Source organism: Streptomyces sp. XH2 (assembly GCF_049725035.1).
Classification (GTDB): domain Bacteria; phylum Actinomycetota; class Actinomycetes; order Streptomycetales; family Streptomycetaceae; genus Streptomyces; species Streptomyces roseoverticillatus.
This window is the reverse complement of the sequence record NZ_JBMMMZ010000018.1, coordinates 32,230-53,767: the sequence shown is the minus strand read 5'-3', so window position 1 is coordinate 53,767 and position 21,538 is coordinate 32,230. Positions and strand designations below refer to the sequence as shown.

Sequence of the window (21,538 nt, the reverse complement as noted above, 5' to 3'; positions counted from 1 at the left end):
GGGCCGGCCGCCGGCGCCCGGATATCCAGGACAAACGGTACGGAAGGAGTGGCCCCATGGCGACGGCGGACCCGGTGCACGACGCCCATCGCACCCCCTTCCGGGCCGCCCTCGCGCTCCTCCTCGCCACCCTGCTCCCGGCCCTGCCGCCGGCCGCCGCGGCCCGCCACGAACGGCACGCCCCCTTCGGCGACCGGCTCACCCTGCACGCCGCCGCGCCCACCACCCGCCCCGCCGGTGCCGCCCGCGCGCCCCGGCTGCGCCTCGCGCCGGGCGGCCTGGAGGCGTACGACCCGGACACGGGCGCCCGCCGCTGGACGTACGTCCGCGAAGGCCACCGCCCGCTCCAGGCCGCCCACCCCGTCCGCGGCGAGGCCGTCGCCCTCTGGGACGACGGCCTCGTCACCGGCACCTCCCTCCACGGCCGCGCCCTCTCCGTCTGGCACCGCGGCGTCCCCGGCGCCCGCCGCGGGCCCGCGCGCGGCGCCCTCCACCTGATCGGTTCGCCGCCGGGCGCGGTGGCCGTCGTCACCCCACGGCTCGTCACCGCCTACGGGCCCGCCGACGGCGACCTCCGCTGGCACCGCGAGGCGGGCCCCGGCTGCGCCTTCGACCCCACCCGCACGGCCCACCGCGCGGGCCTCCTCCTGATCGCCCGCCACTGCGCCCCCGGGACGCCCTGGACCTCCCGGATCGCGGCGGTCTCCGCGACGGCGCCGTTCGCCTAGCGGCGTGGCGACGCGTGTGCCTTCGCCCGGGCGCCGGTGGATCCGCTGCCGCCGGTCCGGCGCCGTCGCTGCGGCAGATTTTCCGCCGCGACGGCGAGATGCCCGACGGCGGCTATCGGCGGTGCCGAGCCGGGCCTGGCCACCGGGCGGTCGGGGTCCCGCTCGCGGGCTCGGTTGCGGCCCGGGGGCCCGGGGGCCCGGGGCCGGAGTTCACCGGCCGCGCCGACAAAATTCTCCGCCGCAGCGGCGAGATGCCCGACGGCGGCTACCGGCGGTGCCGAGCCGGGCCCGGGGCCGGAGCGCACCGGCCGCGCCGACAAAATCCTCCGCCGCAACGGCGAGACGCCTGACGGCGGCTGCCGGCGGTGCCGAGCCGAGCCGGGCCCGGCCGCGGCCCCGGGCCGAGCCCCGGTACGGCACCGCCGGCAGCCGCCGTCGTGGCTGATCACCGCTGCGGCGGAGTCTGCGGCGGAGTCATGGGTGCGGGGCGCACCCGTACGGTCCGCCGGGGCCCGGCCCCGGAAGGCGGTTGCGCATCACCGTTAGACTGATGGGTATGGCATTCCTCCTCGTGCATTAGACGGCGTCGGCCGCCCCCCGCCCGCGCCCGCAGAGGCGCGCCCCCGCGCGCGGCCGAGTTCACTCCCGTCCCCACCGCCGTCCACCACGCCCTGGAGTAATCCCCGTGATCACCGCTTCCGGCATCGAGCTGCGCGCCGGCGCCCGCATCCTCATCGAGAACGCGTCCTTCCGTATCGCCAAGGGCGACCGCATCGGCCTCGTGGGCCGCAACGGCGCGGGCAAGACCACCCTCACCAAGTGCCTGGCCGGCCAGGGCATGCCCGCGGGCGGCACGATCTCCCGCTCCGGCGAGGTCGGCTACCTCCCGCAGGACCCCCGCACCGGCGACCTCGACGTCCTCGCCCGCGACCGCATCCTCTCCGCCCGCGGCCTGGACACCGTCCTGCGCAAGATGCGCGAGAACGAGGACCGCATGGCGAACGGCAAGGGCGCCACCCGCGACAACGCGATGAAGAAGTACGCCCGCCTGGAGACGGAGTTCCTCACCAAGGGCGGCTACGCGGCCGAGGCGGAGGCCGCCACCATCGCGGCCGCCCTCGGCCTGCCCGACCGCATCCTCGGGCAGCCCCTGCACACCCTCTCCGGCGGTCAGCGCCGCCGCGTCGAGCTGGCCCGGATCCTCTTCTCGGACGCCGACATCCTGCTCCTGGACGAGCCGACCAACCACCTCGACGCCGACTCCATCGCCTGGCTGCGCGACTACCTCAAGACGTACCGCGGCGGCTTCATCGTGATCTCCCACGACGTCGACCTCGTCGAGACGGTCGTCAACAAGGTCTTCTACCTCGACGCCAACCGCTCGGCCATCGACGTCTACAACATGGGCTGGAAGCTGTACCAGCAGCAGCGCGAGGCCGACGAGAAGCGCCGCAAGCGCGAGCGCCAGAACGCCGAGAAGAAGGCCGCGGCCCTCAACTCGCAGGCCGACAAGATGCGCGCCAAGGCCACCAAGACCGTCGCCGCGCAGAACATGGCCAAGCGCGCCGAGCGGCTGCTCAAGGGCCTGGACGAGGTCCGCGCCTCCGACAAGGTCGCCAAGCTCCGCTTCCCGGAGCCCGCGCCCTGCGGCAAGACCCCGCTCACCGCCGCGGGCCTGTCCAAGTCCTACGGCTCGCTGGAGATCTTCACCGACGTCGACCTGGCCATCGACAAGGGCTCGCGCGTCGTCATCCTCGGCCTCAACGGCGCCGGCAAGACCACGCTGCTGCGGCTGCTCGCGGGCGCCGAGAAGCCCGACACCGGCGAGGTCACCCCCGGTCACGGCCTCAAGCTCGGCTACTACGCCCAGGAGCACGAGACGCTCGACCCGGACCGCACGGTCCTGGAGAACATGCGCTCCTCCGCGCCCGACCTCGACCTGGTCGAGGTCCGCAAGACGCTGGGCTCCTTCCTGTTCTCCGGCGACGACGTCGACAAGCCCGCGGGCGTGCTGTCCGGCGGCGAGAAGACCCGACTGGCCCTGGCCACCCTGGTCGTCTCCTCCGCCAACGTGCTGCTGCTCGACGAGCCCACCAACAACCTCGACCCGGCCAGCCGCGAGGAGATCCTCGGCGCGCTGCGCACGTACAAGGGCGCAGTGGTGCTGGTGACCCACGACGAGGGCGCCGTCGACGCGCTGGAGCCGGAGCGGATCATCCTGCTGCCGGACGGTGTCGAGGACCTCTGGGGCCCGGACTACGCGGATCTGGTCGCTCTCGCCTGATCCGGGGCCGTGACGGCCGTCGTCTTCCCACCCGAGTCCCATCCGAGTCCCACCCGAGCCCTGCCCAGTGCCCGGCGCTTCGTAGCGCTCCGTGACGGGTGTGATCGGTGCCGTCCCGATCATTCGGCCGACGGGTGATCCTTCATCTGAGTGAGTGCGGCTCGTACCCCGCTGCCGCCCGCTGCCCCGGCGCACGACCCGTGCCATGCGCCGGGGCGTTCGCACCGCCGGCCGGGAGTGCCCCGTCTGACCTGCCCCTTCGCTACGCCACCCGTACGGTCGTACGAGCGCGATCGTTCGGAATTCCCTGCTCCGAGGCCTGCGGGCGCCGGAAATCCGGGCCGCCGGGGGCCGCGGACTTCTCATGGACCTTGTCGAATGGGTGGCCAGGAGGCCGTATAGGGGTGATCATGAGAGTCAAGAGGCGCATCTCCCATGAGGAGGCACGGGTGGCCGAGACTCTGAAGAAGGGCAGCCGGGTGACCGGCGCCGCGCGCGAGAAGCTCGCGGCAGACCTGAAGAAGAAGTACGACTCCGGTGCGAGCATCAGGGCGCTGGCCGAAGAGACCGGCCGCTCCTACGGCTTCGTTCATCGGATGCTCAGTGAATCCGGCGTGATCCTCCGGGGTCGCGGCGGAGCGACGCGCGGCAAGAAGGCCGCCTCGGCCTGACGCCCCGCGCACCCAGGGCACCGACAGTGTGGGCAGTGCCACCCGGTCGGTCGAGCAGTCGACCGGGTGGTTACTGTGCAGTCACCTACTGTGCAGTAGCCCGATCGGAGGCCCTTCGATGACCGCCCCCAACGACAAGACTCTGCTCGACACCCTGCTCGACCGTGACGGCGTCCGGCTCACCGTGGACGACGCGGTGGCCACCGTCACCCTCACCAACCCCGCCAAGCGCAACGCCCAGTCGCCCGCGCTCTGGCGGGCCCTGACCGAGGCCGGACGGCTGCTCCCGGGCAGCGTCCGGATCGTCGTGCTGCGCGGCGAGGGCCAGTCCTTCTCCGCCGGGCTCGACCGGCAGGCCTTCACCCCCGAGGGCTTCGAGGGCGAGCCCTCGTTCATCGACCTGGCCCGCGGGAGCGACGAGGCGCTCGACGCCGAGATCTCCGCGTACCAGTCCGCGTTCACCTGGTGGCGGCGCAACGACATCGTCTCCATCGCCGCGGTCCAGGGCCATGCGATAGGCGCCGGCTTCCAGCTCGCGCTCGCCTGCGACCTGCGGGTCTGCGCGGAGGACGTGCAGTTCGCCATGCGCGAGACCAGCCTGGGCCTGGTGCCGGACCTCGGCGGCACGCAGCCGCTGGTCTCCCTCGTCGGCTACGCCCGCGCGCTGGAGATCTGCACCACCGGCCGCTTCGTGCGCGCCGCGGAGGCCGAGCGCGCCGGGCTCGCCAACCTCGTGGTGCCGGCGGGCGAGCTCGACGGCGCCGTCCACGACCTCGCCGCGGCGATCCTCGCCGCCCCGCGGGACGCCGTGGTCGAGACCAAGGCCCTGCTGCGGGGCGCGGCCGGGCGCACCTACGACGAGCAGCGGGTGGCGGAGCGGGCCGCGCAGGGGCGGCGGCTGCGGGATCTGGCGGGTGTGGGGGAGTAGCGGAGAGCTCGCCGGGGGCGCGTTCGGGTCAGCCCCGGACGCGGACCCCGTAGCGGGTGCGCAGCACGTGCAGCTCCCAGGAGGACACGGCCGTGACGGACAGCGGGCCGCCGAGGAACGCGGCGATCTGCACGCCCACCGGCCCGTTCGGCAGGCCGTCGCCGAGCTGGGCGACGTTCAGCACCCACACGAGGACCGCCGTGAGGACGGCCGGCAGGGCGGCGTGCACGTCGGCCGTGTTGAATGCGTAGCGGGCGGCGGCGCCCGAGGCGAAGAAGAGGAAGGAGCCCGCCCAGATCAGCAGGGGGATGCCCGCGATCAGGACGGCCAGGCAGATCACGGCCTGGAGCACGAAGATCCCCTCCAGCACCTTGTTCAGCACGAGGAGGAGCAGCACCGCGCCGACCGCGCCGATCGGAATGCCCAGGTACCAGCCGATGGCCTTGAGCGGGTAGCGCAGCCGTGAGCGCAGCACGGGGCGGTGCTGCGGCGGCGCGTACCAGATGAATCCGGCGATCACGAGCGGGCCGACGAGGATCAGCACCAGGGGCGCCATGAACAGCTTGGTGAAGCCGTCCTCGAACACGGCGCTCCAGCCGCCGTCCACGCCGTAGACGGATATCAGCAGGAACGTGGTGAGCGCGCCGGCGGCGGCCCGCGCCTTCTGGACGCGGCCTATGACGGGGTCGATGACCCGGCCGGGGCTGGGGGCGGCGAAGATGCCGTTGGCGTGGCGGCGGGCGTGGCGGGCGAGGCTCAGGCCGTTGCCGGTCAGCAGATGTCTCAGCGCCATGCGGTGTGTTCCCCCTGTGATGCGGTGCTGCTTGATCGATCAAGCCGGGATCCTATCGCTGTGGGCATGACAGCCAAGGTCGGTGGTGCCGGCTGGCGGTGGCCCCCGCGACCTGCCCCGATGCCGTCGCGCGCCCGGCGCGCAGCCGGACCGGCGGCTCACTCCGGCCGTGGCCCGCTCCGGTCGTTTCCCCCGGATCCCCCGAGCGGGCCGGGGAATGCGCACCTAAGGTGGCAAAGGGAGCCCACAGCCCACGGCCCATGGCCCGTAGCCGAGAGAGGCGAATGGACGATGAGCGAGACCGTGTACAGCAGCGAGAGCGTTCCGACCGCCCCGGCCGACCGCGGCCGCACCACGATCGCCGACGGGGTGGTGGAGAAGATAGCCGGGCTCGCCGCCCGCGACGTCGTCGGCGTCCACGCGATGGGCAGCGGCCTCTCGCGGACGTTCGGGGCCGTCCGGGACCGGGTGCCGGGCGGCAGCAGGTCGGTCGCGCGCGGTGTGAAGGCCGAGGTCGGCGAGGTCCAGACGGCCCTCGACCTGGAGATCGTCGTGGACTACGGGGTGGCGATCGCCGACGTCGCCCGGTCCGTGCGGGAGAACGTCATCGCGGCGGTGGAGCGGATGACCGGTCTGGAGGTCGTCGAGGTCAACATCGCCGTCACCGACGTGAAGCTGCCCGACGAGGAAGAGGAAGAGCCGGAGCCGAGGCTTCAGTAGGGTCCGGTCCCGTCTTCAGTGGAGGAGCTCGCGATGAGCATGGCCGTGGTCGGCCTGATCGCCGGCATGGCGCTCGGATTCGCCGGGTACTTCGGCGGGTTCGGGGCCTTTCTGCTCGTAGCCGCCCTGGGGGCGCTCGGGTTCGTGGTGGGCCGCTTCCTCGACGGGGACCTGGATCCGGGCGAGTTCTTCCGGACGCGGGACCGGGACGGGCGGCGGCGGTGACGCTTCCGGCGGGTGAGCGCGGGGCGACACGGATCGCGGACCGCGTGGTGGCGAAGATCGCTTCACAGGCGGCCCGGGAGGCGTTGGGCGGTGCCGTGGCGCGGGGTGCCCCTGCTGCGGGTGCCCCTGCCGGGGGTGGCGTGGAGACGGGGCCGCCGTACGCCGACGTCACCGTGCACGACGACGTCGTCCGGGTGCGCGTTGCCGTCGAGCTCGGCTACCCCTCGGACATCGGGGCGCAGTGCGGGGCGGTGCGACGGCGGATCACCGAACGGGTGAAGGCCCTGGCGGGGATGGACGTGCCGGAAGTGGCCGTCACCGTGGAGCGGCTGCATTCCACGCACACGGTGTCGGCGGGGCGGGAGCGGGTGCGGTGAGCGGGATCGAGGCAGGGGGCGGGGCCGGGGGCGGCAGGGCCCAGGTCGGGAGCGGCGAGGCCGGGGGCGGCGTGGTCGGGGGCGGGGCTCCGGTCCGGCGGTTCTGGGCCGTGCGGCGGGTGCCCGCCTTCCTGGTGGCCGCCGTGGTCCTGGGGGCGGCCGGGCTCCTGCTGTACGACGTCGCCGCCGTCCGCGCGCACCGGCCCGCGATGGAGTGGCGGCGGCGACTGGCCCACGAGCTCGCCACCCGGCCCCTCGGGGACGCGTGGGTCGTCGGGGGTGCCGTCGTCGCCGTGGTGGTGGGGGCGTGGCTCGTTCTCCTCGCCGTCACGCCCGGCCTGCGGTCCCTGCTGCCCATGCGGCCCGACCGCGCCGACCTCCGGGCCGGGATCGACCGGCGCGCCGCGGCGCTCGTCCTGCGGGACCGGGCCATGGAGGTGGCCGGGGTGCAGTCCGTACGGGTCAAGGTGGGGCGCCATCGCGTGCACGTACGGGCCCGGTCCCACTTCCGGGACCTCGACGACGTACGGGCCGACGTACAGCGCGTGATGGCCGAGGGAGTGCGCAAGCTGGGGCTCGCGCGCGAGCCCGGGGTGTCGGTGCGGGTCAGCCGGCCGGCGAAGAAGTGAGGGGGAAGAAGTGAGGGGCGGTGTGCGGTGCTGAAGGGTGTCAACCGGGTGCTGGTGGGCGCGGCCGGGGTCGTGCTCGTCGGGCTGGGGGCCGCTGTTCTTGTCGGTGCGCTGGATCTTCAGCGGAGCTGGGGCTTCACGCTCCCCGCGGCCTGGCCGTTCGACGGGCCGCGGGACGTGCTCCTGAGCCGGGCCGCGCAGACCAAGTGGCGGGGCGAGGGCTGGTGGTGGCCCGCGGTCATCGCCGGGCTCGGCGTCGTGGTGCTGCTGGCGCTGTGGTGGCTGCTGGCACAGGTGCGGCGACGCCGGCTGCGCGAGCTCGTCGTGGACTGCGGGGACGGCGAGGAGGCGGTGCTGCGGGGAAGAGCGCTGGAAGAGGCGGTGTGCGCCGAGGCGGAGGCGCAGGACGGGGTGGAGCGGGCGCTGGTCGCGCTGCTGGGGCGGCGGACGGCGCCGGAGGCGCGGGTCGGGCTGACGCTCGCGCCGCACGCGTCGCCGGCGGTGGCGCTGGCGCGGCTGGACGGCGAGGCGCTGGAGCACGCGCGGGTGTCGGCGGGGGTGGGACGGCTGCCGGTGGAGGTGCGGGTGCGGGCGGTTCGGCACCGGGCCGAGCGGGTGGGGTGACGGTTGACCGTCGGCCTCAGAAGCCGTGGCGCGCCCCGCCGTCCACCGGCAGCATGACGCCGGTGAGGTAGGACGCCGCCGGGGAGAGCATGAAGGCTGCCGTCTTTCCGAATTCGGCGGGGGTGCCGTAGCGCCTCAAGGGGATCTGCGCCGTGTGGTGTTGTCTCGTTCTCTGCGGGTCGTCCGAGAGCGCGTCCAGTTCTCTCACCCTGTCCGTGTCGATGCGGTGGGGGAGGAGGCCTACGACGCGGATGCCCCTCGGGCCCAGTTCCGCGGAGAGGGACTTCGCGAAGCCCGCCAGGCCCGGGCGGAGGGCGTTGGAGACGGTCAGGCCCGGGATCGGCTCGTGCACCGATGCCGAGAGGACGAAGCCGATCACGCCTCCTTCGGGGAGTTCGCGTGCGGCGGTGCGGGCCATGCGGACGGCGCCCAGGAAGACCGTGTCGATGGCCCGTTGCCACTGGTCGTCGCTGACGTCCGCCGCGGTTCCCGCGGGCGGGCCGCCCACGCTGATGAGGATGCCGTCGAAGCCGCCGAAGTGATCGCGGGCCGCGGCGATCACGCGGTCCGGGGTGGCGGGGTCGGCGTTGTCGGCCGCGACTCCGAGGGCGCTGGGGCCCAGGGCCGTCGCCGCGGAGCGGGCGGATTCCTCGGTGCGGCCGGTGACCACGGCCTTGGCGCCGTCGGCGATGAGTTCCTGGGCGGTGGCGTTGCCCAGGCCCCTCGTGGCCCCCGTGAGGACGTACGTGCGGTCTTTCAGTCCTAGATCCATGGGGTCAGTCTTGCGGAGGGAAGAGGGCGAGGGCGGCGTTGACCAGGCCGATGTGGCTGAACGCCTGGGGGTGGTTGCCCAAGTGGCGGGCGGCGTCGGGGTCGTACTCCTCGGCCAGGAGGCCGACGTCGTTGCGGAGGCCGAGGAGGCGCTCGAAGAGGGCGTGGGCCTCCTTGGTGCGGCCGGTCGTGTGGAGGGCTTCGGCCAGCCAGAAGGAGCAGGCCAGGAACGCGCCCTCGTTGCCGGGCACGCCGTCCATGGGCTTTCCGTCGCGGCTGTAGCGGCGGAGGAGCCCGCCGTGGGAGAGCTCCTGGCGGACCGCCTCGACGGTGCCGGTGACGCGGGGGTCGTCGGGCGGGAGGAAACCGACGCGGGGGATGAGGAGCGTGGCGGCGTCGAGCTCCCGGGAGCCGTAGGACTGGGTGAAGGTGTTGCGCTCGGCGTCGTAGCCCCGCTCGCAGACCTCGCGGTGGACCTCGTCGCGCATGGCGCGCCAGCCGTCTGCGTCGCCGTCGAGGTCCGGGTCGGCTTCGAGGGCACGGACGGCGCGGTCGGCGGCGACCCAGGCCATGACCTTGGAGTGGACGAAGTGACGGCGGGGGCTGCGGATCTCCCAGATGCCCTCGTCGGGCTCGCGCCAGTGGTCCTTGATGTACTCCATCAGGCAGCGCTGGAGCTTCCACTCGTGGGGCTTGGCGGGCAGGCCCCAGCTGCGGCAGAGGTGGAGGGAGTCCATGACCTCGCCGTAGACGTCCAGCTGGAGCTGCTTGACGGCGCCGTTGCCGACGCGGACGGGGGCCGAGGCCTCGTAGCCGGGGAGCCAGGGGAGTTCGGTCTCGGGGAGTCGGCGCTCGCCGGCGAGACCGTACATCACCTGCAGGTCGGCCGGGTCTCCGGCGGCGGCGCGCAGGAGCCAGGCGCGCCAGGCGGCGGCCTCGTCGCCGTAGCCGGCGGAGAGGAGGGCGCCGAGGGTGAGGGTGGAGTCGCGCAGCCAGCAGTAGCGGTAGTCCCAGTTGCGGACGCCGCCGATCTCTTCGGGGAGGGAGGTGGTGGAGGCGGCGGCGATGCCTCCGGTGGGGGCGTAGGTGAGGGCCTTGAGGGTGATGAGGGAGCGGACGACGGCTTCGCGGTGGGGGCCGCCGTAGGTGCAGCGGCCCGCCCACTCGCGCCAGTCCGCAAGGCTGTGGCGGAGGGCTTCGTGGGGGTCGACGAGGGCGGGGCGGGGCTGGTGGGAGGGGTGCCAGGTGAGGACGAAGGCGACCTTGTCGCCGGCGGAGACGGTGAACTCGGAGCGGGTGCTGAAGTCGTGGCCGTAGGTCTTGACGGGGGGCTCGCTGCGCAGCCAGGCCGAGTCGGGGCCGGCGACGGCGACGCGGTGGCCGTCGGAGCGCCGTATCCACGGGACGACGCTGCCGTAGTCGAAGCGCAGGCGGAGGACGCCGAGCATGTCGACGCTGCCGGAGACGCCCTCGACGATGCGGACGATGTCGGGGGCGCGGTCGCGCTGGGGCATGAAGTCGAGCACTTTGACGGTGCCGGCCGGTGTCTCCCAGACGGTTTCGAGGACCAGGGAGTCCGGGAGGTAGGAGCGGCGGGTGCAGGGCGTGCCGGGGCCGGTGGCGGCGGGGGCCAGGCGCCAGTGGCCGTTGTCCTCGTCGCCGAGGAGGGCGGCGAAGCAGGCGGCGGAGTCGAAGCGGGGCAGGCAGAGCCAGTCGACCGAGCCGTCGCGGCCGACCAGGGCGGCGGTCTGGAGATCGCCGATGAGCGCGTAGTCCTCGATGCGTGCTGCCACGCGGAGCGTCTTCCCGCGAGGCGGGAAGGCTACTCGGGGGTGGCGGCTGTACGGGCTACGTCCGGTTGCGCGGCGGTCGCGGCGGGGGCGGTTCCGGCGGCGCGGTCGCGGCGCTCGCGGCGGACGAGGATGATCCAGCCGACGGGCACGAAGGCGGCGAAGAGCCACCACTGGACGGCGTAGGCCATGTGGGGGCCGATGCTGTCGTGGTCGGGGGCCGCCACCGGCTCGGGGCCCTTGGCGCCGGGGTCCGGGTCGGTGAGCTCGATGTAGCCGCCGAGGACGGGGCGGTGCAGGGACTGCGCCTGGCGCTCGCTGTTGATGCGCATGACCTGGCGGGGCGGCAGGCCGCGGGTGTCCTTGATGCCGCTGGAGTCGGTCTCGTCGGCGCGCAGCCGGCCGGTGACGGTGACCTTGCCGGAGGGCGGGGCGGGGACCTCGGGGAACTTCGTCAGGTCGCCGGTGGAGGGGATCCAGCCGCGGTTGACGAGGACGGCCGGCCCGTCGGCCTTGTCGGTGAGGAGGAGGGGGCTGAGGACCATGTAGCCGGACTTGCCGTCGGCGTCGGTCCGCAGCCGGACGACGACCTCGCCCTTGGTGTCGAAGGTGCCGCTCGCGGTGACCCGGCGCCAGACGTCGTCGGAGACGTCCTTGCCGGGCGCGGACAGCTCGGTCACCGGCACGGGGTCGGCGGCGAGACTGCGCGCGACGAAGTCGTTGCGCGCGACCCGGTGCTCGTGGCGGTGGAACTGCCAGAAGCCCAGTTTGATCATCACCGGGATGAGGACGAGCCCCACGAGGGTGAGGATCACCCACTGCCGGGACAACAGGAAGCGGTACACGCATTTGACGGTACCCGGCCCGGTTCGCCCCGGGTGCAGTGGGTGGCTCCCGTCAGGAGGCGGGGGCGGGCACCACGTGGGAGAGCAGCTGGACGAAGGCGGCCTCGTCGATCACCGGGGTGCCGAAGGAGCGGGCCTTGGTGGTCTTGGTCGTGGGGGAGTCGGGGTCGTTGGTGACCAGCACGCTGGTGAGGCGGGAGATGCTGGTCGCGACGTGCAGCCCCGCCTCGATGGCGCGGTCCTCCAGCAGCTCGCGGTCGATGGAGGTGTCGCCGGAGAAGGCCACCCGCATGCCCTGAATGAGCTGTTCGCCCTCTTTGTAACGCCCGGGGTTGGGGTACGGGCAGGCGGGGCGCTTGCGGCTCGGCCGCCAGGAGCCGGGCGTGCTGTATGAGCGCTGATGCCCGATATGTGCGGAAGTGTTGGGGGTTGTCGGCCTGTCGGACCACTCCGTGAGCGGCTGGCAGGCGAGCAGCGGCAGCCGCAGATCGGCCGCGGCCGCGAGGTGGAGGCTCGGCCGGAAGGCCTCGGCGAGCACGCGGGCGTCGTCGAGCGCGTGGTGGGCGCGCTGCTGCACGACGCCGTAGTGGGCGGCGAGCGACTCCAGCTTGTGATTGGGCAGCGGGAGCTGCAGCTCCTTGGAGAGCGCGATGGTGCACAGCCGCTGCCGGACGGGCGCGGTCGCCCGGGCGCGGGCGTACTCGCGGGCGATCATCGACCAGTCGAAGGCGGCGTTGTGCGCCACGAGGACGCGGCCTTCGAGGCGCTTGGCGAACTCGTCCGCGATCTCGGGGAAGAGCGGGGCGGAGGAGAGCACGGAGGTCGTCAGTCCGTGGATCCACACGGGGCCCGGGTCGCGCTCGGGGTTGACCAGCGTGTACCAGTGGTCCTCGACCTCGCCGCGGGCGTCCAGCTGGTAGACCGCCGCGGACACTATCCGGTCGTCCCGGGCGAGCCCGGTGGTCTCCACGTCGACGACCGCGTACCCCTCGGGGTACGCGGTCGGCCACGGAGTCGGAGCGGCGGCTGCGGTCTGGTCTTCGAGCATGGTCAGAAAGAATACGGGGGCGGACTGACAGTGACGGGGCCGGGCGGTCAGTCGATGACGAGGCGGCCGGGTGGGAAGAGGTCCGCGCCGCGGATGTGAGTCGTGTGCCGGAGCTTGATGGTGAGGTGTTCCAGAGGGGCCAGCGGGGTCAGGTCGACGGGCTCTGTTCCTGCTGCGTCGCAGGCGCTCAGGGTGAGCGCGGCGAGGGCCCGCATCTCGGCCAGAGGAGCGAGACTTCCGCTCAGGGTGCAGCCCACCAGCGTCAGGTCCCGCACTTTTCGGTGGTGGACGAGGGTTTGCGGGTCGAGTGCAGAATGCAGATTCACCTGCAGGATCGTCAGGAGCGGGGGAGTCTCCTGCTGCGCGAGTGCGGCGGCCTGCGCGTGACCCGTGATCGTCAGACGGGAGAGTCCGGGCCACTGGTCGAGGCCGTCAAGGCTGATCGAGTCGGCCTCACTTAAGAGAGTGAGACCGGTGAGCTGCGGGCCGACAGGAATGTCCGCTGTTCTCCGGACGGGACGGCAGTTGAGGTGAAGGTGGCGCAGTGCGGTATGCCCGGCGAGCGGTCCAAGGGACAGGCTGTCCATCAGACGGCCCAGGAAGAGCGTCTCCACCTCGGTCGTGGTGAGCGAAGACAGGCTCTCGACCGCCGGGCATTCGACGAGGGCGAGGCGCTTCAGCTGCCTGCAGCGGATGAGCGGAGTGAGGTCGGTCAGCTCGTGGTTGCCGACGAGGTCCAGTGACTCCAGGTGCTCGTGCCGGGTGATCTCCCCGGTGAGCCGGTGATTTCCCTCGACCGACACGTGCCGGACCCGGGGAAGCCGGGGGAGGGCCCGGATCTGCTCCGCCGACTCCACTCGCACGAAGATGCGCCCCACCTTCGCCTCGGCGAGCACCGCATCGACGAATTCCTCGGTGTCGAACGCACTCCAGCACCGCGAGAGCGCCACCTGAACCGGTGAACGGTCGTCGTTCCGGAAGCGCGAGAGCACCGCCAGCGCCCCGTCCCCGCCGATCAGCCTGGCCGTCCGTATCGTCGCCCGCGCGCTCTCCTCGTCCAGCTCCTCCGGCCCCTGGAGCAACTCGATCACCAGCTCGCCGGCCTTGGCCAGTGCCTCGGCCTCCTCGTCGCTGCGCGGCGGCAGCAGCGCCTTCGTCCGCGCCTCGATGCCGGCCCGGACCTCGGGATCCAGCTCGGGCGCGTGTTCCAGGCACGCGGCCATCAGCAGCGTCAGCCGGTGCCGGTGACTCTTCACCCGGTCCGCGCGCCGCATGAGTTGCCGCAGCAGCCGCGCCCGCTCCTCCGTCCGGGCGTGTCCGACCGCCATCCGGACCACGTCCTCCCACTGGTCGTCGTGCGCCTTGCTCACCAGCAGGCCGAAGTCCCGCGCTTCGACGGCCGCCCTCGCCCCCAGGTAGTCCTGGAAGGTCCGGTGGACGAAGTCCATCGACCCCGGCACCGGTTCGCGCAGCAGCCCGCTGCGGATCAGCAGATGGGTGAAGACCTGCCGGGCGTCCCCCTGCGCCCGCACCTGCGGCATCGCGGCCAGCCACTCCTCGATCATCTCCGTGGCGTCCGCGCACGCCGTGACCGTCTGGCCGTTCCGGATCAGCCAGTACGCGAGCCGTTGGAGCAGCAGCGTCTGCTCGTCGCGCGTGAGGTCGACGCCTTCCACGGCCGTGATGTCGCGCTCGTTGTCCCGCCGCACGAGCAGCATGTCGAGCGCCGCGTCGTACAGCTCCTTCCGCGCCCGCGGCAGATGCATCCGCCGGTCGCGGTTGAGCGCACACAGCAGCGCGCACATCAGAGGATTCGTCGCCAGCCGCCCGAGCTCCCGCCGCGTGGCCACCGCCTGCTGCAGGGACTCCTCGAAGGCCCCCTCCGCGCCCGCCGCCCGGTGCCAGTGGGCGATGAACCTGCGGATGTCCTCGCGGTCCATCGGCTGGAGCGCGTACGAGGTGAAGCCCTGGCCGTCCAGCCAGTCCTCCGGGACCGCCGACGGCCGCGTCGTCACCACGTACCGCGCCTTCGGGAACGCGGTCAGCAGCGACTGGAGCCACTCCCGCGTACGCCGTCGCTGGTCGGCCGGGACCTCGTCCACGCCGTCGATCAGCACCAGCGCCAGGCCGCTCGACAGCAGGCTCTCCGCCCAGCCCGCCGGCGCCAGTCCGGCCAGGGGGTTCCCCGTCGCGCTCAGGAACTCCCCCGGCACCGGCAGCGCGCCCCGCTGCGTGAGCGTCCGCAGCCGCAGCACGAACGGCATGGAGCAGTTCCACTCGAAGTGCTCCGGGCCGAACGACCGCCGCGCCGCGTTCGTGGCCAGCCACTGCACGAGCGTGCTCTTGCCCGAGCCCGCGGGCCCCCGCAGCAGCATCCGCTCGCAACTCGCCAGCGCCTGCTCCGTGGAGACCGATGCCTGTGCGAGGTGCGGTGAGGCATCGGCGGCCCAGCGGGCTTCGTCCCCGCCCGTCACCCTGAGGGAGATGTACGCCGTGCTCAGCGCCCACTCCCGCTCCGCGCACCCCAGCGTCAGCCCGAACAGCTCCACCCGCCCGTACGTCGCGGCGATGTACTCCCGATACTGCTCGTCGAACTCCGCGCCGCCCGGTACTGCGTCCATCCGGTCGAGCAACTCGGCCAGCCTCCGCTGCGACTCCCCCGACCGCCGCACCAGCTCCACGTCCGCCCGCGCCGCGAACGTCGGCAGCGACGTCGCGTACTCCACGATGTGCAGGCACGCCGCCCCCAGCAGCTCCGCGAACGCCGCCTCACCCGCCTCCCCGAGCCCCGCCCGCTCCACGATCCCCGGGCACCGAGCGAGCAGCTCCGTACGCAACCGCCCGGGGTCGAGGTCGGCGGCGAAGAGCGCGCGCTGGTCGAGCGGGCCCGCCGCCGCGAACACCTCGCACACCGCGTCCGCCGTCGCCTGCCACTCGTGCTCAGGCAGCCGCTCCCAAGGCCCCTTCCGGAGCTCCGACAGCCGCCGCACCAGGCGCGAGGTCTCCTCTTCCCCGAGCATCCCGGGGCGCCGCCGCCCCCACCCCACCGGTGCGGCCGCCTTCGCCGCGAGCCCCGCCCCCGGGCTCCTGGCCAGCGCCGACTTGGCGAGCGCCCCCGCCACCGCCCCCGCCACTCGCGCGAGGACCGCCTCCCCTGCCACCACCCCGTGCTCCCCCTCTTCGAACCTCCGGTAACACAATTCGATACCGAAGGGTAACTACCCCTGGCGGAAGGCCTGATGACGCGCCTATCGTGCGCCCATGCCGCACCTTCCCGATGTCGTGCTGTGGTCCATACCCGCCTTCCTCCTGCTCACCGCACTGGAGTTGGTGAGCTACCGGCTGCGCCCCGCCGAGGAGACGGGCGACGCGGGCTACACGACCAAGGACGCGGCGACCAGCATCGGAATGGGCGCCGGCAGCCTCGTCTTCGACGCGCTGTGGAAGATTCCGATCGTCGCCGTCTACACCGCCCTCTACGAGCTCACGCCGCTGCGCGTCCCCGTGCTGTGGTGGACGCTCCCGCTGATGCTGCTCGTGCAGGACTTCTTCTACTACTGGTCGCACCGCGGGCACCACGTCATCAGGATCCTGTGGGCCTGCCACGTGGTGCACCACTCCAGCCGGAAGTTCAACCTCACCACCGCGCTGCGCCAGCCCTGGACGACGCTGACCGTGTGGCCGTTCTATCTGCCGATGGTCGCCGCGGGCGTGCACCCGGCCGCGCTGGCCTTCTGCTCGTCGGCGAACCTCGTCTACCAGTTCTGGGTGCACACCGAGCGGGTGGGGAAGCTGCCGCGGCCGTTCGAGTACGTCCTGAACACGGCCTCCCACCACCGCGTCCACCACGCCTCCCAGGGCGGCTACCTGGACCGCAACTACGGCGGGATCCTGATCGTCTGGGACCGGATGTTCGGCTCCTTCGTGCCCGAGGGCGAGAAGCCGGTGTACGGGCTGACCAAGAACATCGACACGTACAACCCGCTGCGCGTCGCCACCCACGAGTACGCCGCGATCGCCCGTGACCTGCGCGCCGCGCGTGACTGGCGGGAGCGGCTGGGGAGGGTGTTCCGCGGGCCGGGCTGGCAGCCGGCGCCCCGGGAGGAAGCACCCGCCACCGCCGCCGGAGCCGTTCCCGCGCGCGAGCACGCCGCGTGAACCCCTCCCGCGCCTTCTCCGTCCCCTTCGGTGTCCTCTTCGGCGCCGTCGCCCTCGCCCACCTCGGCGCCCTGCTGGCCGGGTCCGCCGTCGCGCTCGTCACCAAGCCCGCCCTGATGCCCCTGCTCGCGGCGTACGTCCTCACGCGCGGCGGGCCCCGGCTGCTCGCCGTGGCGCTGCTGTTCGGATGCGGCGGTGACACGCTCCTGCAGGCCGGTGGGGACCTGCCGTTCCTGCTCGGCATGGCGTCGTTCGCCGCCGGACACGGCTGCTACCTCGTGCTGTGCTCGCGGCACGGCAGCCCCGGCGGTGCCCGCACCCGCCGGCTGGCCGCCGGCTACGGGGCGGCCTGGCTCGTCACCGTCGCGCTGCTGTGGCCCGGTCTGGAAACCGGGCTGCGGGTGCCCGTCGCGCTCTACAGCCTGCTGCTCGTCACGATGGCGCTGTGCGCGACCCGCACGCGGCCGCTCGCCGCGGCGGGCGGGGCGCTGTTCGTCGTGTCGGACACCCTGATCGCCACCGGCGTCGCCGGCTGGCCCCAGGCGCCTGCCGCCCAGTTCTGGGTGATGCTCACCTACATCGGGGCGCAGCTCCTGCTCGCCGAGGGGCTCCTGCGCAGCGCGGAAGGGGCCGGGCACCTGCCCGGCCCCTTCTCGGGGAAGAGTCCCGCCACGGGGAACGTCCCCTCCTCGCGCGAGCGCGAGCGTCAGCGCACCGCGTCCAGGGCGTCGACGATGCCGAAGCCGTAGAAGCCGTTGACGGGCTTCGTGCCGGTGCAGACGGCGTCCACCTTGCCGTCGCCGTCACCGTCGTACGGGGCCGTCGGGCAGCCGGGGTTGTCGGCCTGCGCCTTGAGGAGCCACTGGATCTCCTGCGGGGACGACTTGGGGTGCGCGCTCTTCAGCAGCGCCGCCACGCCGGCCACGTGCGGGCCCGCCATCGAGGTGCCCTGCAGGAAGCCCCAGTCGCCGCCGGGCAGCGTGGAGAGGATGCGGCCGTCCTTCCCGGGCAGGTCCGGGACCTGGTACTTGTCGCCGCCGGGGGCCGCCACGTCGATCTGGCCCAGGCCGTAGTTGGAGTAGAACGACTTCTGGCCCTTCGCGCCGGTCGCGGAGACGGTGACCACGCCGGGCAGCTGTGCCGGGACGTCGAGGCAGACGGACGGGTCGATCTTGCGCTTCTCCGCCGGGCGGCCCTTGTCGTTCGGGCTGGTGTCGTCGGCGATCTCCTTGGCGGCCAGGTCGAAGTTGGAGTTGCCGGCCGAGGCCACGTTGACCGTGCCCTTGTCCTGGGCGTACTTCGCCGCGCGGGAGACCGACTCGGCTATCGCCTTCTGGTCGGGGTCGTCGGCGCAGTTGAACATCCACGGGTCGACGTAGTAGCTGTTGTTCGTCACCGCTATGTCGTGCTCGGCGGCGAAGACGAAGGCGCAGACCACGCTCTCCGCGTAGAACAGGCTGTCCTTGTTGGAGACCTTGAGCGCCGAGATCTTGACGTTCGGGGCGACGCCCGCGATGCCGACGCCGTTGCGGGCCGCGGCTATCGTCCCGGCCACGTGCGTGCCGTGGTAGTCCTTGAGCGGGTTGTACGGGCGCCAGGCGCCGGGCGTGGTGTCGGCCTTGCCGCTGACGCAGCTCGCCGACTGGGCCCGGGAGAAGTTCGGGGCGAGGTCCGGGTGGGTGTCGTCCACGCCCGTGTCGATGACGCCGACGGTGACCTTGCGGCTGCCCGGGTTGACCTTCGCGGCCTGGTCCGCCTTGATGGCGGGCAGGTCCCACTGCAGGCCCTCCAGGGGCTCGGTGCCGCCGGCGGACTGCCGGGCCGCCGCCGCGGCGCTCGCCTTGGGCAGCTTCACCTTCTCGGGCTTGCCGACGTCGGTGGTGGCGGCCGGGACGATCGGCGCGGTGCGGGTGGCGCCCGCGGACTGCACGCCGGGGACCGCGCGCAGCGCCTTGGCGAAGTCCGGGTTCTTGGAGTGGGCGACGATCACGCCTATCTGCTCGTAGGCGGTCACGACGCTGCCGCCCGACGTGGCGACGGCCTTCTTCACCTTGGCGACGGTGGCGCGGTCGGCGGAGGTGTTCACCACGTACGACAGGAGGGGGCCGTCCGTGGCGGCCTGCTTCGCCTCGGGCGCGGCCTGCGGCGCGGCGGCGGCGACCCCCGGCAGGAGGCCGAGCGAGGCGGTGAGGGCGAGGCCGACGGGAACGGCGAGCAGTGCGTGCCGTCTTGAACGCAGAGGAGCCATGAGTTCTCCACATCATCCGAAAACCGCCGGAGCGCGGGCCGCGCGCGGGCGGGTACATGACGAGTGAAGCTAGCGCCGATCATGGCACCGGGCAATGCATTCCGGAACAAACGCCCTGACCGTCATCGTCGGGCAGCAAATGTCCCTGGAGCGGAGGGAATTCGGAAGGGGAGCATCCGCCTCCGAGGAGGGGGAGCGGAGGGCCGGAGCGGGCCCCGGACCGGGGTGCGGGGTCAGGGGGCGAGGTCGCTGTCCCGCAGTGACTCGATGCTCAGCGGCGGCAGCGGCACCCGGGGCCCGTACCAGCGGCCCGCCCGCGGGAGGGGCACGGACCTGCCGGTCGGCACCGCCGCTATGGGCGCCGTCAACCTGACGATCCCGAACGGTCGCCGACCGGGGGACGGCGGGGGAGGAGGAGGCGCATCGCTCACACCAGGGTCAACGAGGCCGCGGGCGGGCGGTGTCGCCCCGGCCCGCGGCTGCCGCCGAATTCCGGGTCTCCCCCCTGTCGCATACTGCGACCTGCCTCTACGATGCGTGATCCGGATCACAAGCCATCGGCTCGCGCCTCACACCCCCCTTGTCAGGAGAGACCGTGGACACCGCACCAGTCACCACTCAGGGGCCGGACGAACCCGACGGCCCGGGCACCACCGCAACCGCCCCGCCCGCCGGCGCGGCCAACCGTTTCGCCGAGGTCCAGTCGAGCGCCGAGTTCGGCGAACTGCGCCGCACACAGCGCTCGTTCGCCTTCCCGCTCACCCTCGCCTTCGTCTCCTGGTACCTGCTGTACGTCCTGCTCTCCAACTACGCGGGCGACTTCATGGGCAGCACGGTCGTGGGCAACATCAACGTCGCGTTCGTCCTCGGCTTGGCCCAGTTCCTCACCACCTTCCTGATCGCCTGGTGGTACTCACGGCACGCGGCGGCGAAGCTCGACCCGAAGGCCGAGGCCCTCCGGGCTCGCCTGGAAGCGGGGGAATGACCGTCATGGCCGGCATCTCCAGTGCCCTGCACACCGGGATCCCGCTCGCGGCCGGCGCCGCGAGCGAGCACCGCACCCTGATCATCACGCTCTTCTCCGTCTTCGTCGCCGCCACCCTCGCCATCACCGTCTGGGCCGGCCGGCAGACCAAGGACGCCACCGACTTCTACGCCGGCGGCCGCTCCTTCACCGGCTTCCAGAACGGCCTCGCCATCTCCGGCGACTACATGTCCGCCGCGTCCTTCCTGGGCATCGCGGGCGCCATCGCCCTCTACGGCTACGACGGCTTCCTCTACTCCATCGGCTTCCTCGTCGCCTGGCTGGTGGCCCTGCTGCTCGTCGCCGAGCCGCTGCGCAACTCCGGCCGCTTCACCATGGCCGACGCCCTCGCGTACCGGCTCAAGCAGCGGCCCGTGCGGACCGCCGCCGGCACCTCCACCATCGTCGTCTCGATCTTCTACCTGCTCGCGCAGATGATCGGCGCGGGCGCCCTCGTGGCACTGCTGCTCGGCGCCTCGGGCGAGGGCTCACGGCGCTGGATCATCGGCCTGGTCGGCCTGGTGATGGTCCTCTACGTGACCATCGGCGGCATGAAGGGCACCACGTGGGTGCAGATCGTCAAGGCGGTCCTGCTCATCCTCGGCACCCTGCTGATCACCGTCCTCGTGCTCAACAAGGTGGGCTGGAACGTCTCCACCCTCCTCGGGCGCGCCGCCGAGGAGAGCGGCAAGGGCAAGGCCTTCCTCGAACCGGGCCTGCAGTACGGCAAGGACGGCACCACCAAGCTCAACTTCATCTCGCTCGGCCTCGCCCTCGTCCTGGGCACCGCCGGCCTGCCGCACATCCTCATCCGCTTCTACACCGTGCCCACCGCCAAGGCCGCCCGCAAGTCCGTGAACTGGGCCATCGGCATCATCGGCGCCTTCTACCTGATGACCATCGCGCTGGGCTTCGGCGCCGCCGCCCTCGTGGGCTCCAAGTCCATCACCGCCTCCGACCCCTCCGGCAACACCGCCGCCCCGCTGCTCGCCCAGGAGGTCGGCGGCGGCGCCGGCTCGACCGGCGGCGCCGTCCTCCTCGCCGTGATCTCCGCGGTCGCCTTCGCGACGATCCTCGCCGTGGTCGCGGGCCTCACCCTCGCCTCCTCGGCCTCGTTCGCCCACGACCTGTGGGCCAACGTCATCCGCAAGGGGAAGACCAGCGAGAAGGAGGAGGTGCTCACCGCCAAGTGCGCCGCCGTCGTCATCGGCGCGGTCGCCATCGCCCTGAGCATCTTCGCCCACCGGCTCAACGCCGCCGCCGTCGTGGCCCTCGCCTTCGCCGTCGCGGCCTCCGCCAACCTCCCGACCATCCTCTACAGCCTCTTCTGGAAGCGCTTCACCACCCGGGGCGCCCTGTGGTCGATCTACGGCGGGCTGATCTCGTCCGTCGGCCTGGTGATCTTCTCCCCGGTGGTCTCCGGCAACGAGAAGGCCCTCTTCCCGGGCATGAGCTTCGACTACTTCCCGCTCGGCAACCCCGGCCTGGTCTCCATCCCGCTCGGCTTCCTGCTGGGCTGGCTCGGCTCGCTGCTCTCCGAGCCGGAACCGGACGCGGACGCCAAGTACGCCGAACTCGAAGTCCGCTCCCTCACGGGGCACGGCGCGCACTGAGCTTTCTTCCCGGACCCCGCCGGGACCTCCCGCGCACAGAGGCCGGACGGGCCGAATCCAGC

The 21,538-nt window shown here is 72.7% G+C and carries 21 protein-coding genes; 13 read left to right on the top strand and 8 right to left on the bottom strand.

All coding sequences use genetic code 11. The features are described from left to right. The first annotated feature begins 56 nt into the window (after nucleotides 1-56). From ACOTKD_RS32905 to ACOTKD_RS32890, 4 genes are all read left to right on the top strand, one after another. Entirely contained in the window at nucleotides 57-728 is a 672-nt protein-coding gene (locus tag ACOTKD_RS32905; RefSeq protein ID WP_424892657.1) for a hypothetical protein, read from the top strand. A gap of 685 nt (nucleotides 729-1,413) precedes the next feature. After that, complete coding sequence (locus ACOTKD_RS32900; protein ID WP_424892656.1) at nucleotides 1,414-3,012, top strand: ABC-F family ATP-binding cassette domain-containing protein; 1,599 nt, start codon at nucleotides 1,414-1,416, stop codon at nucleotides 3,010-3,012. Between the two features lie 449 nt (nucleotides 3,013-3,461). Then, nucleotides 3,462-3,683 (top strand): helix-turn-helix domain-containing protein, encoded by a 222-nt coding sequence (locus tag ACOTKD_RS32895; RefSeq protein ID WP_030366669.1) that lies wholly within the window; start codon nucleotides 3,462-3,464, stop codon nucleotides 3,681-3,683. Nucleotides 3,684-3,801: 118 nt separating this feature from the next. Next, on the top strand, nucleotides 3,802-4,611 hold the full coding sequence (locus tag ACOTKD_RS32890) for an enoyl-CoA hydratase/isomerase family protein (RefSeq protein WP_424892655.1): 810 nt from the start codon (nucleotides 3,802-3,804) through the stop codon (nucleotides 4,609-4,611). A gap of 28 nt (nucleotides 4,612-4,639) precedes the next feature. Here ACOTKD_RS32890 and ACOTKD_RS32885 read toward each other — a convergent pair whose 3' ends face one another. After that, entirely contained in the window at nucleotides 4,640-5,404 is a 765-nt protein-coding gene (locus ACOTKD_RS32885) for a hypothetical protein (RefSeq protein WP_424892654.1), read from the bottom strand. A 291-nt stretch (nucleotides 5,405-5,695) separates the two neighbouring features. Here ACOTKD_RS32885 and ACOTKD_RS32880 point away from each other — a divergent pair, with 291 nt between their 5' ends. The 5 genes from ACOTKD_RS32880 (at nucleotide 5,696) to amaP (ending at nucleotide 7,979) form a co-directional block, all read left to right on the top strand. Then, the gene (locus ACOTKD_RS32880; RefSeq protein ID WP_424892653.1) at nucleotides 5,696-6,124 is read left to right on the top strand and encodes an Asp23/Gls24 family envelope stress response protein; all 429 of its coding nucleotides are present in this window, start codon (nucleotides 5,696-5,698) and stop codon (nucleotides 6,122-6,124) included. 33 nt (nucleotides 6,125-6,157) lie between these two features. Then, nucleotides 6,158-6,349 carry a hypothetical protein gene (locus tag ACOTKD_RS32875; protein ID WP_030366673.1) on the top strand — a complete coding sequence of 64 codons (192 nt, stop codon included), beginning with the start codon at nucleotides 6,158-6,160 and terminating at the stop codon, nucleotides 6,347-6,349. Continuing rightward, a complete protein-coding gene (locus ACOTKD_RS32870; RefSeq protein WP_424892652.1) occupies nucleotides 6,346-6,726 on the top strand; it encodes an Asp23/Gls24 family envelope stress response protein in 381 nt (126 codons plus the stop codon). The genes ACOTKD_RS32875 and ACOTKD_RS32870 overlap by 4 nt, the downstream gene beginning before the upstream one ends. Nucleotides 6,727-6,797: 71 nt before the next feature. Then, on the top strand, nucleotides 6,798-7,355 hold the full coding sequence (locus tag ACOTKD_RS32865; RefSeq protein WP_424892737.1) for a DUF6286 domain-containing protein: 558 nt from the start codon (nucleotides 6,798-6,800) through the stop codon (nucleotides 7,353-7,355). 27 nt (nucleotides 7,356-7,382) lie between these two features. After that, nucleotides 7,383-7,979: an alkaline shock response membrane anchor protein AmaP gene (amaP, locus tag ACOTKD_RS32860; RefSeq protein ID WP_424892651.1), complete on the top strand. Its 597-nt coding sequence runs from the start codon at nucleotides 7,383-7,385 to the stop codon at nucleotides 7,977-7,979. Between the two features lie 16 nt (nucleotides 7,980-7,995). Here amaP and ACOTKD_RS32855 read toward each other — a convergent pair whose 3' ends face one another. The 5 genes from ACOTKD_RS32855 to ACOTKD_RS32835 are packed head-to-tail and all read right to left on the bottom strand — an operon-like array spanning nucleotide 7,996 to nucleotide 15,597. Beyond that, on the bottom strand, nucleotides 7,996-8,751 hold the full coding sequence (locus tag ACOTKD_RS32855) for an SDR family oxidoreductase (RefSeq protein ID WP_424892650.1): 756 nt from the start codon (nucleotides 8,749-8,751) through the stop codon (nucleotides 7,996-7,998). A 4-nt stretch (nucleotides 8,752-8,755) separates the two neighbouring features. Beyond that, nucleotides 8,756-10,543, bottom strand: a complete 1,788-nt coding sequence (locus ACOTKD_RS32850) for a glycoside hydrolase family 15 protein (protein WP_424892649.1) — start codon at nucleotides 10,541-10,543, stop codon at nucleotides 8,756-8,758. 29 nt (nucleotides 10,544-10,572) lie between these two features. After that, nucleotides 10,573-11,385: an SURF1 family protein gene (locus tag ACOTKD_RS32845; protein WP_424892648.1), complete on the bottom strand. Its 813-nt coding sequence runs from the start codon at nucleotides 11,383-11,385 to the stop codon at nucleotides 10,573-10,575. 52 nt (nucleotides 11,386-11,437) lie between these two features. Next, the gene (locus ACOTKD_RS32840) at nucleotides 11,438-12,433 is read right to left on the bottom strand and encodes a DEDDh family exonuclease (RefSeq protein WP_424892647.1); all 996 of its coding nucleotides are present in this window, start codon (nucleotides 12,431-12,433) and stop codon (nucleotides 11,438-11,440) included. Between the two features lie 47 nt (nucleotides 12,434-12,480). Next, a complete protein-coding gene (locus ACOTKD_RS32835; protein ID WP_424892646.1) occupies nucleotides 12,481-15,597 on the bottom strand; it encodes an NACHT domain-containing protein in 3,117 nt (1,038 codons plus the stop codon). A gap of 97 nt (nucleotides 15,598-15,694) precedes the next feature. Between ACOTKD_RS32835 and ACOTKD_RS32830 the strand changes: the two genes are divergently transcribed. Together ACOTKD_RS32830 and ACOTKD_RS32825 are read left to right on the top strand one after the other, a co-directional pair. Next, a complete protein-coding gene (locus ACOTKD_RS32830) occupies nucleotides 15,695-16,591 on the top strand; it encodes a sterol desaturase family protein (RefSeq protein ID WP_424892645.1) in 897 nt (298 codons plus the stop codon). Continuing rightward, on the top strand, nucleotides 16,588-17,340 hold the full coding sequence (locus tag ACOTKD_RS32825) for a lysoplasmalogenase (protein ID WP_424892644.1): 753 nt from the start codon (nucleotides 16,588-16,590) through the stop codon (nucleotides 17,338-17,340). Before ACOTKD_RS32830 ends, ACOTKD_RS32825 begins: the two co-directional genes overlap by 4 nt. On the opposite strand, the gene ACOTKD_RS32820 is transcribed toward ACOTKD_RS32825, so the two are convergent. Together ACOTKD_RS32820 and ACOTKD_RS32815 are read right to left on the bottom strand one after the other, a co-directional pair. Further along, complete coding sequence (locus ACOTKD_RS32820; RefSeq protein ID WP_424892643.1) at nucleotides 17,298-18,839, bottom strand: S8 family peptidase; 1,542 nt, start codon at nucleotides 18,837-18,839, stop codon at nucleotides 17,298-17,300. The genes ACOTKD_RS32825 and ACOTKD_RS32820 overlap by 43 nt on opposite strands. A 233-nt stretch (nucleotides 18,840-19,072) precedes the next feature. Further along, nucleotides 19,073-19,207: a hypothetical protein gene (locus ACOTKD_RS32815; RefSeq protein ID WP_424892642.1), complete on the bottom strand. Its 135-nt coding sequence runs from the start codon at nucleotides 19,205-19,207 to the stop codon at nucleotides 19,073-19,075. A gap of 227 nt (nucleotides 19,208-19,434) precedes the next feature. Here ACOTKD_RS32815 and ACOTKD_RS32810 point away from each other — a divergent pair, with 227 nt between their 5' ends. Beyond that, nucleotides 19,435-19,824 (top strand): DUF485 domain-containing protein, encoded by a 390-nt coding sequence (locus ACOTKD_RS32810; RefSeq protein WP_424892641.1) that lies wholly within the window; start codon nucleotides 19,435-19,437, stop codon nucleotides 19,822-19,824. A 5-nt stretch (nucleotides 19,825-19,829) separates the two neighbouring features. After that, complete coding sequence (locus ACOTKD_RS32805) at nucleotides 19,830-21,476, top strand: solute symporter family protein (protein ID WP_424892736.1); 1,647 nt, start codon at nucleotides 19,830-19,832, stop codon at nucleotides 21,474-21,476. The last annotated feature ends 62 nt before the right edge of the window (nucleotides 21,477-21,538 follow it).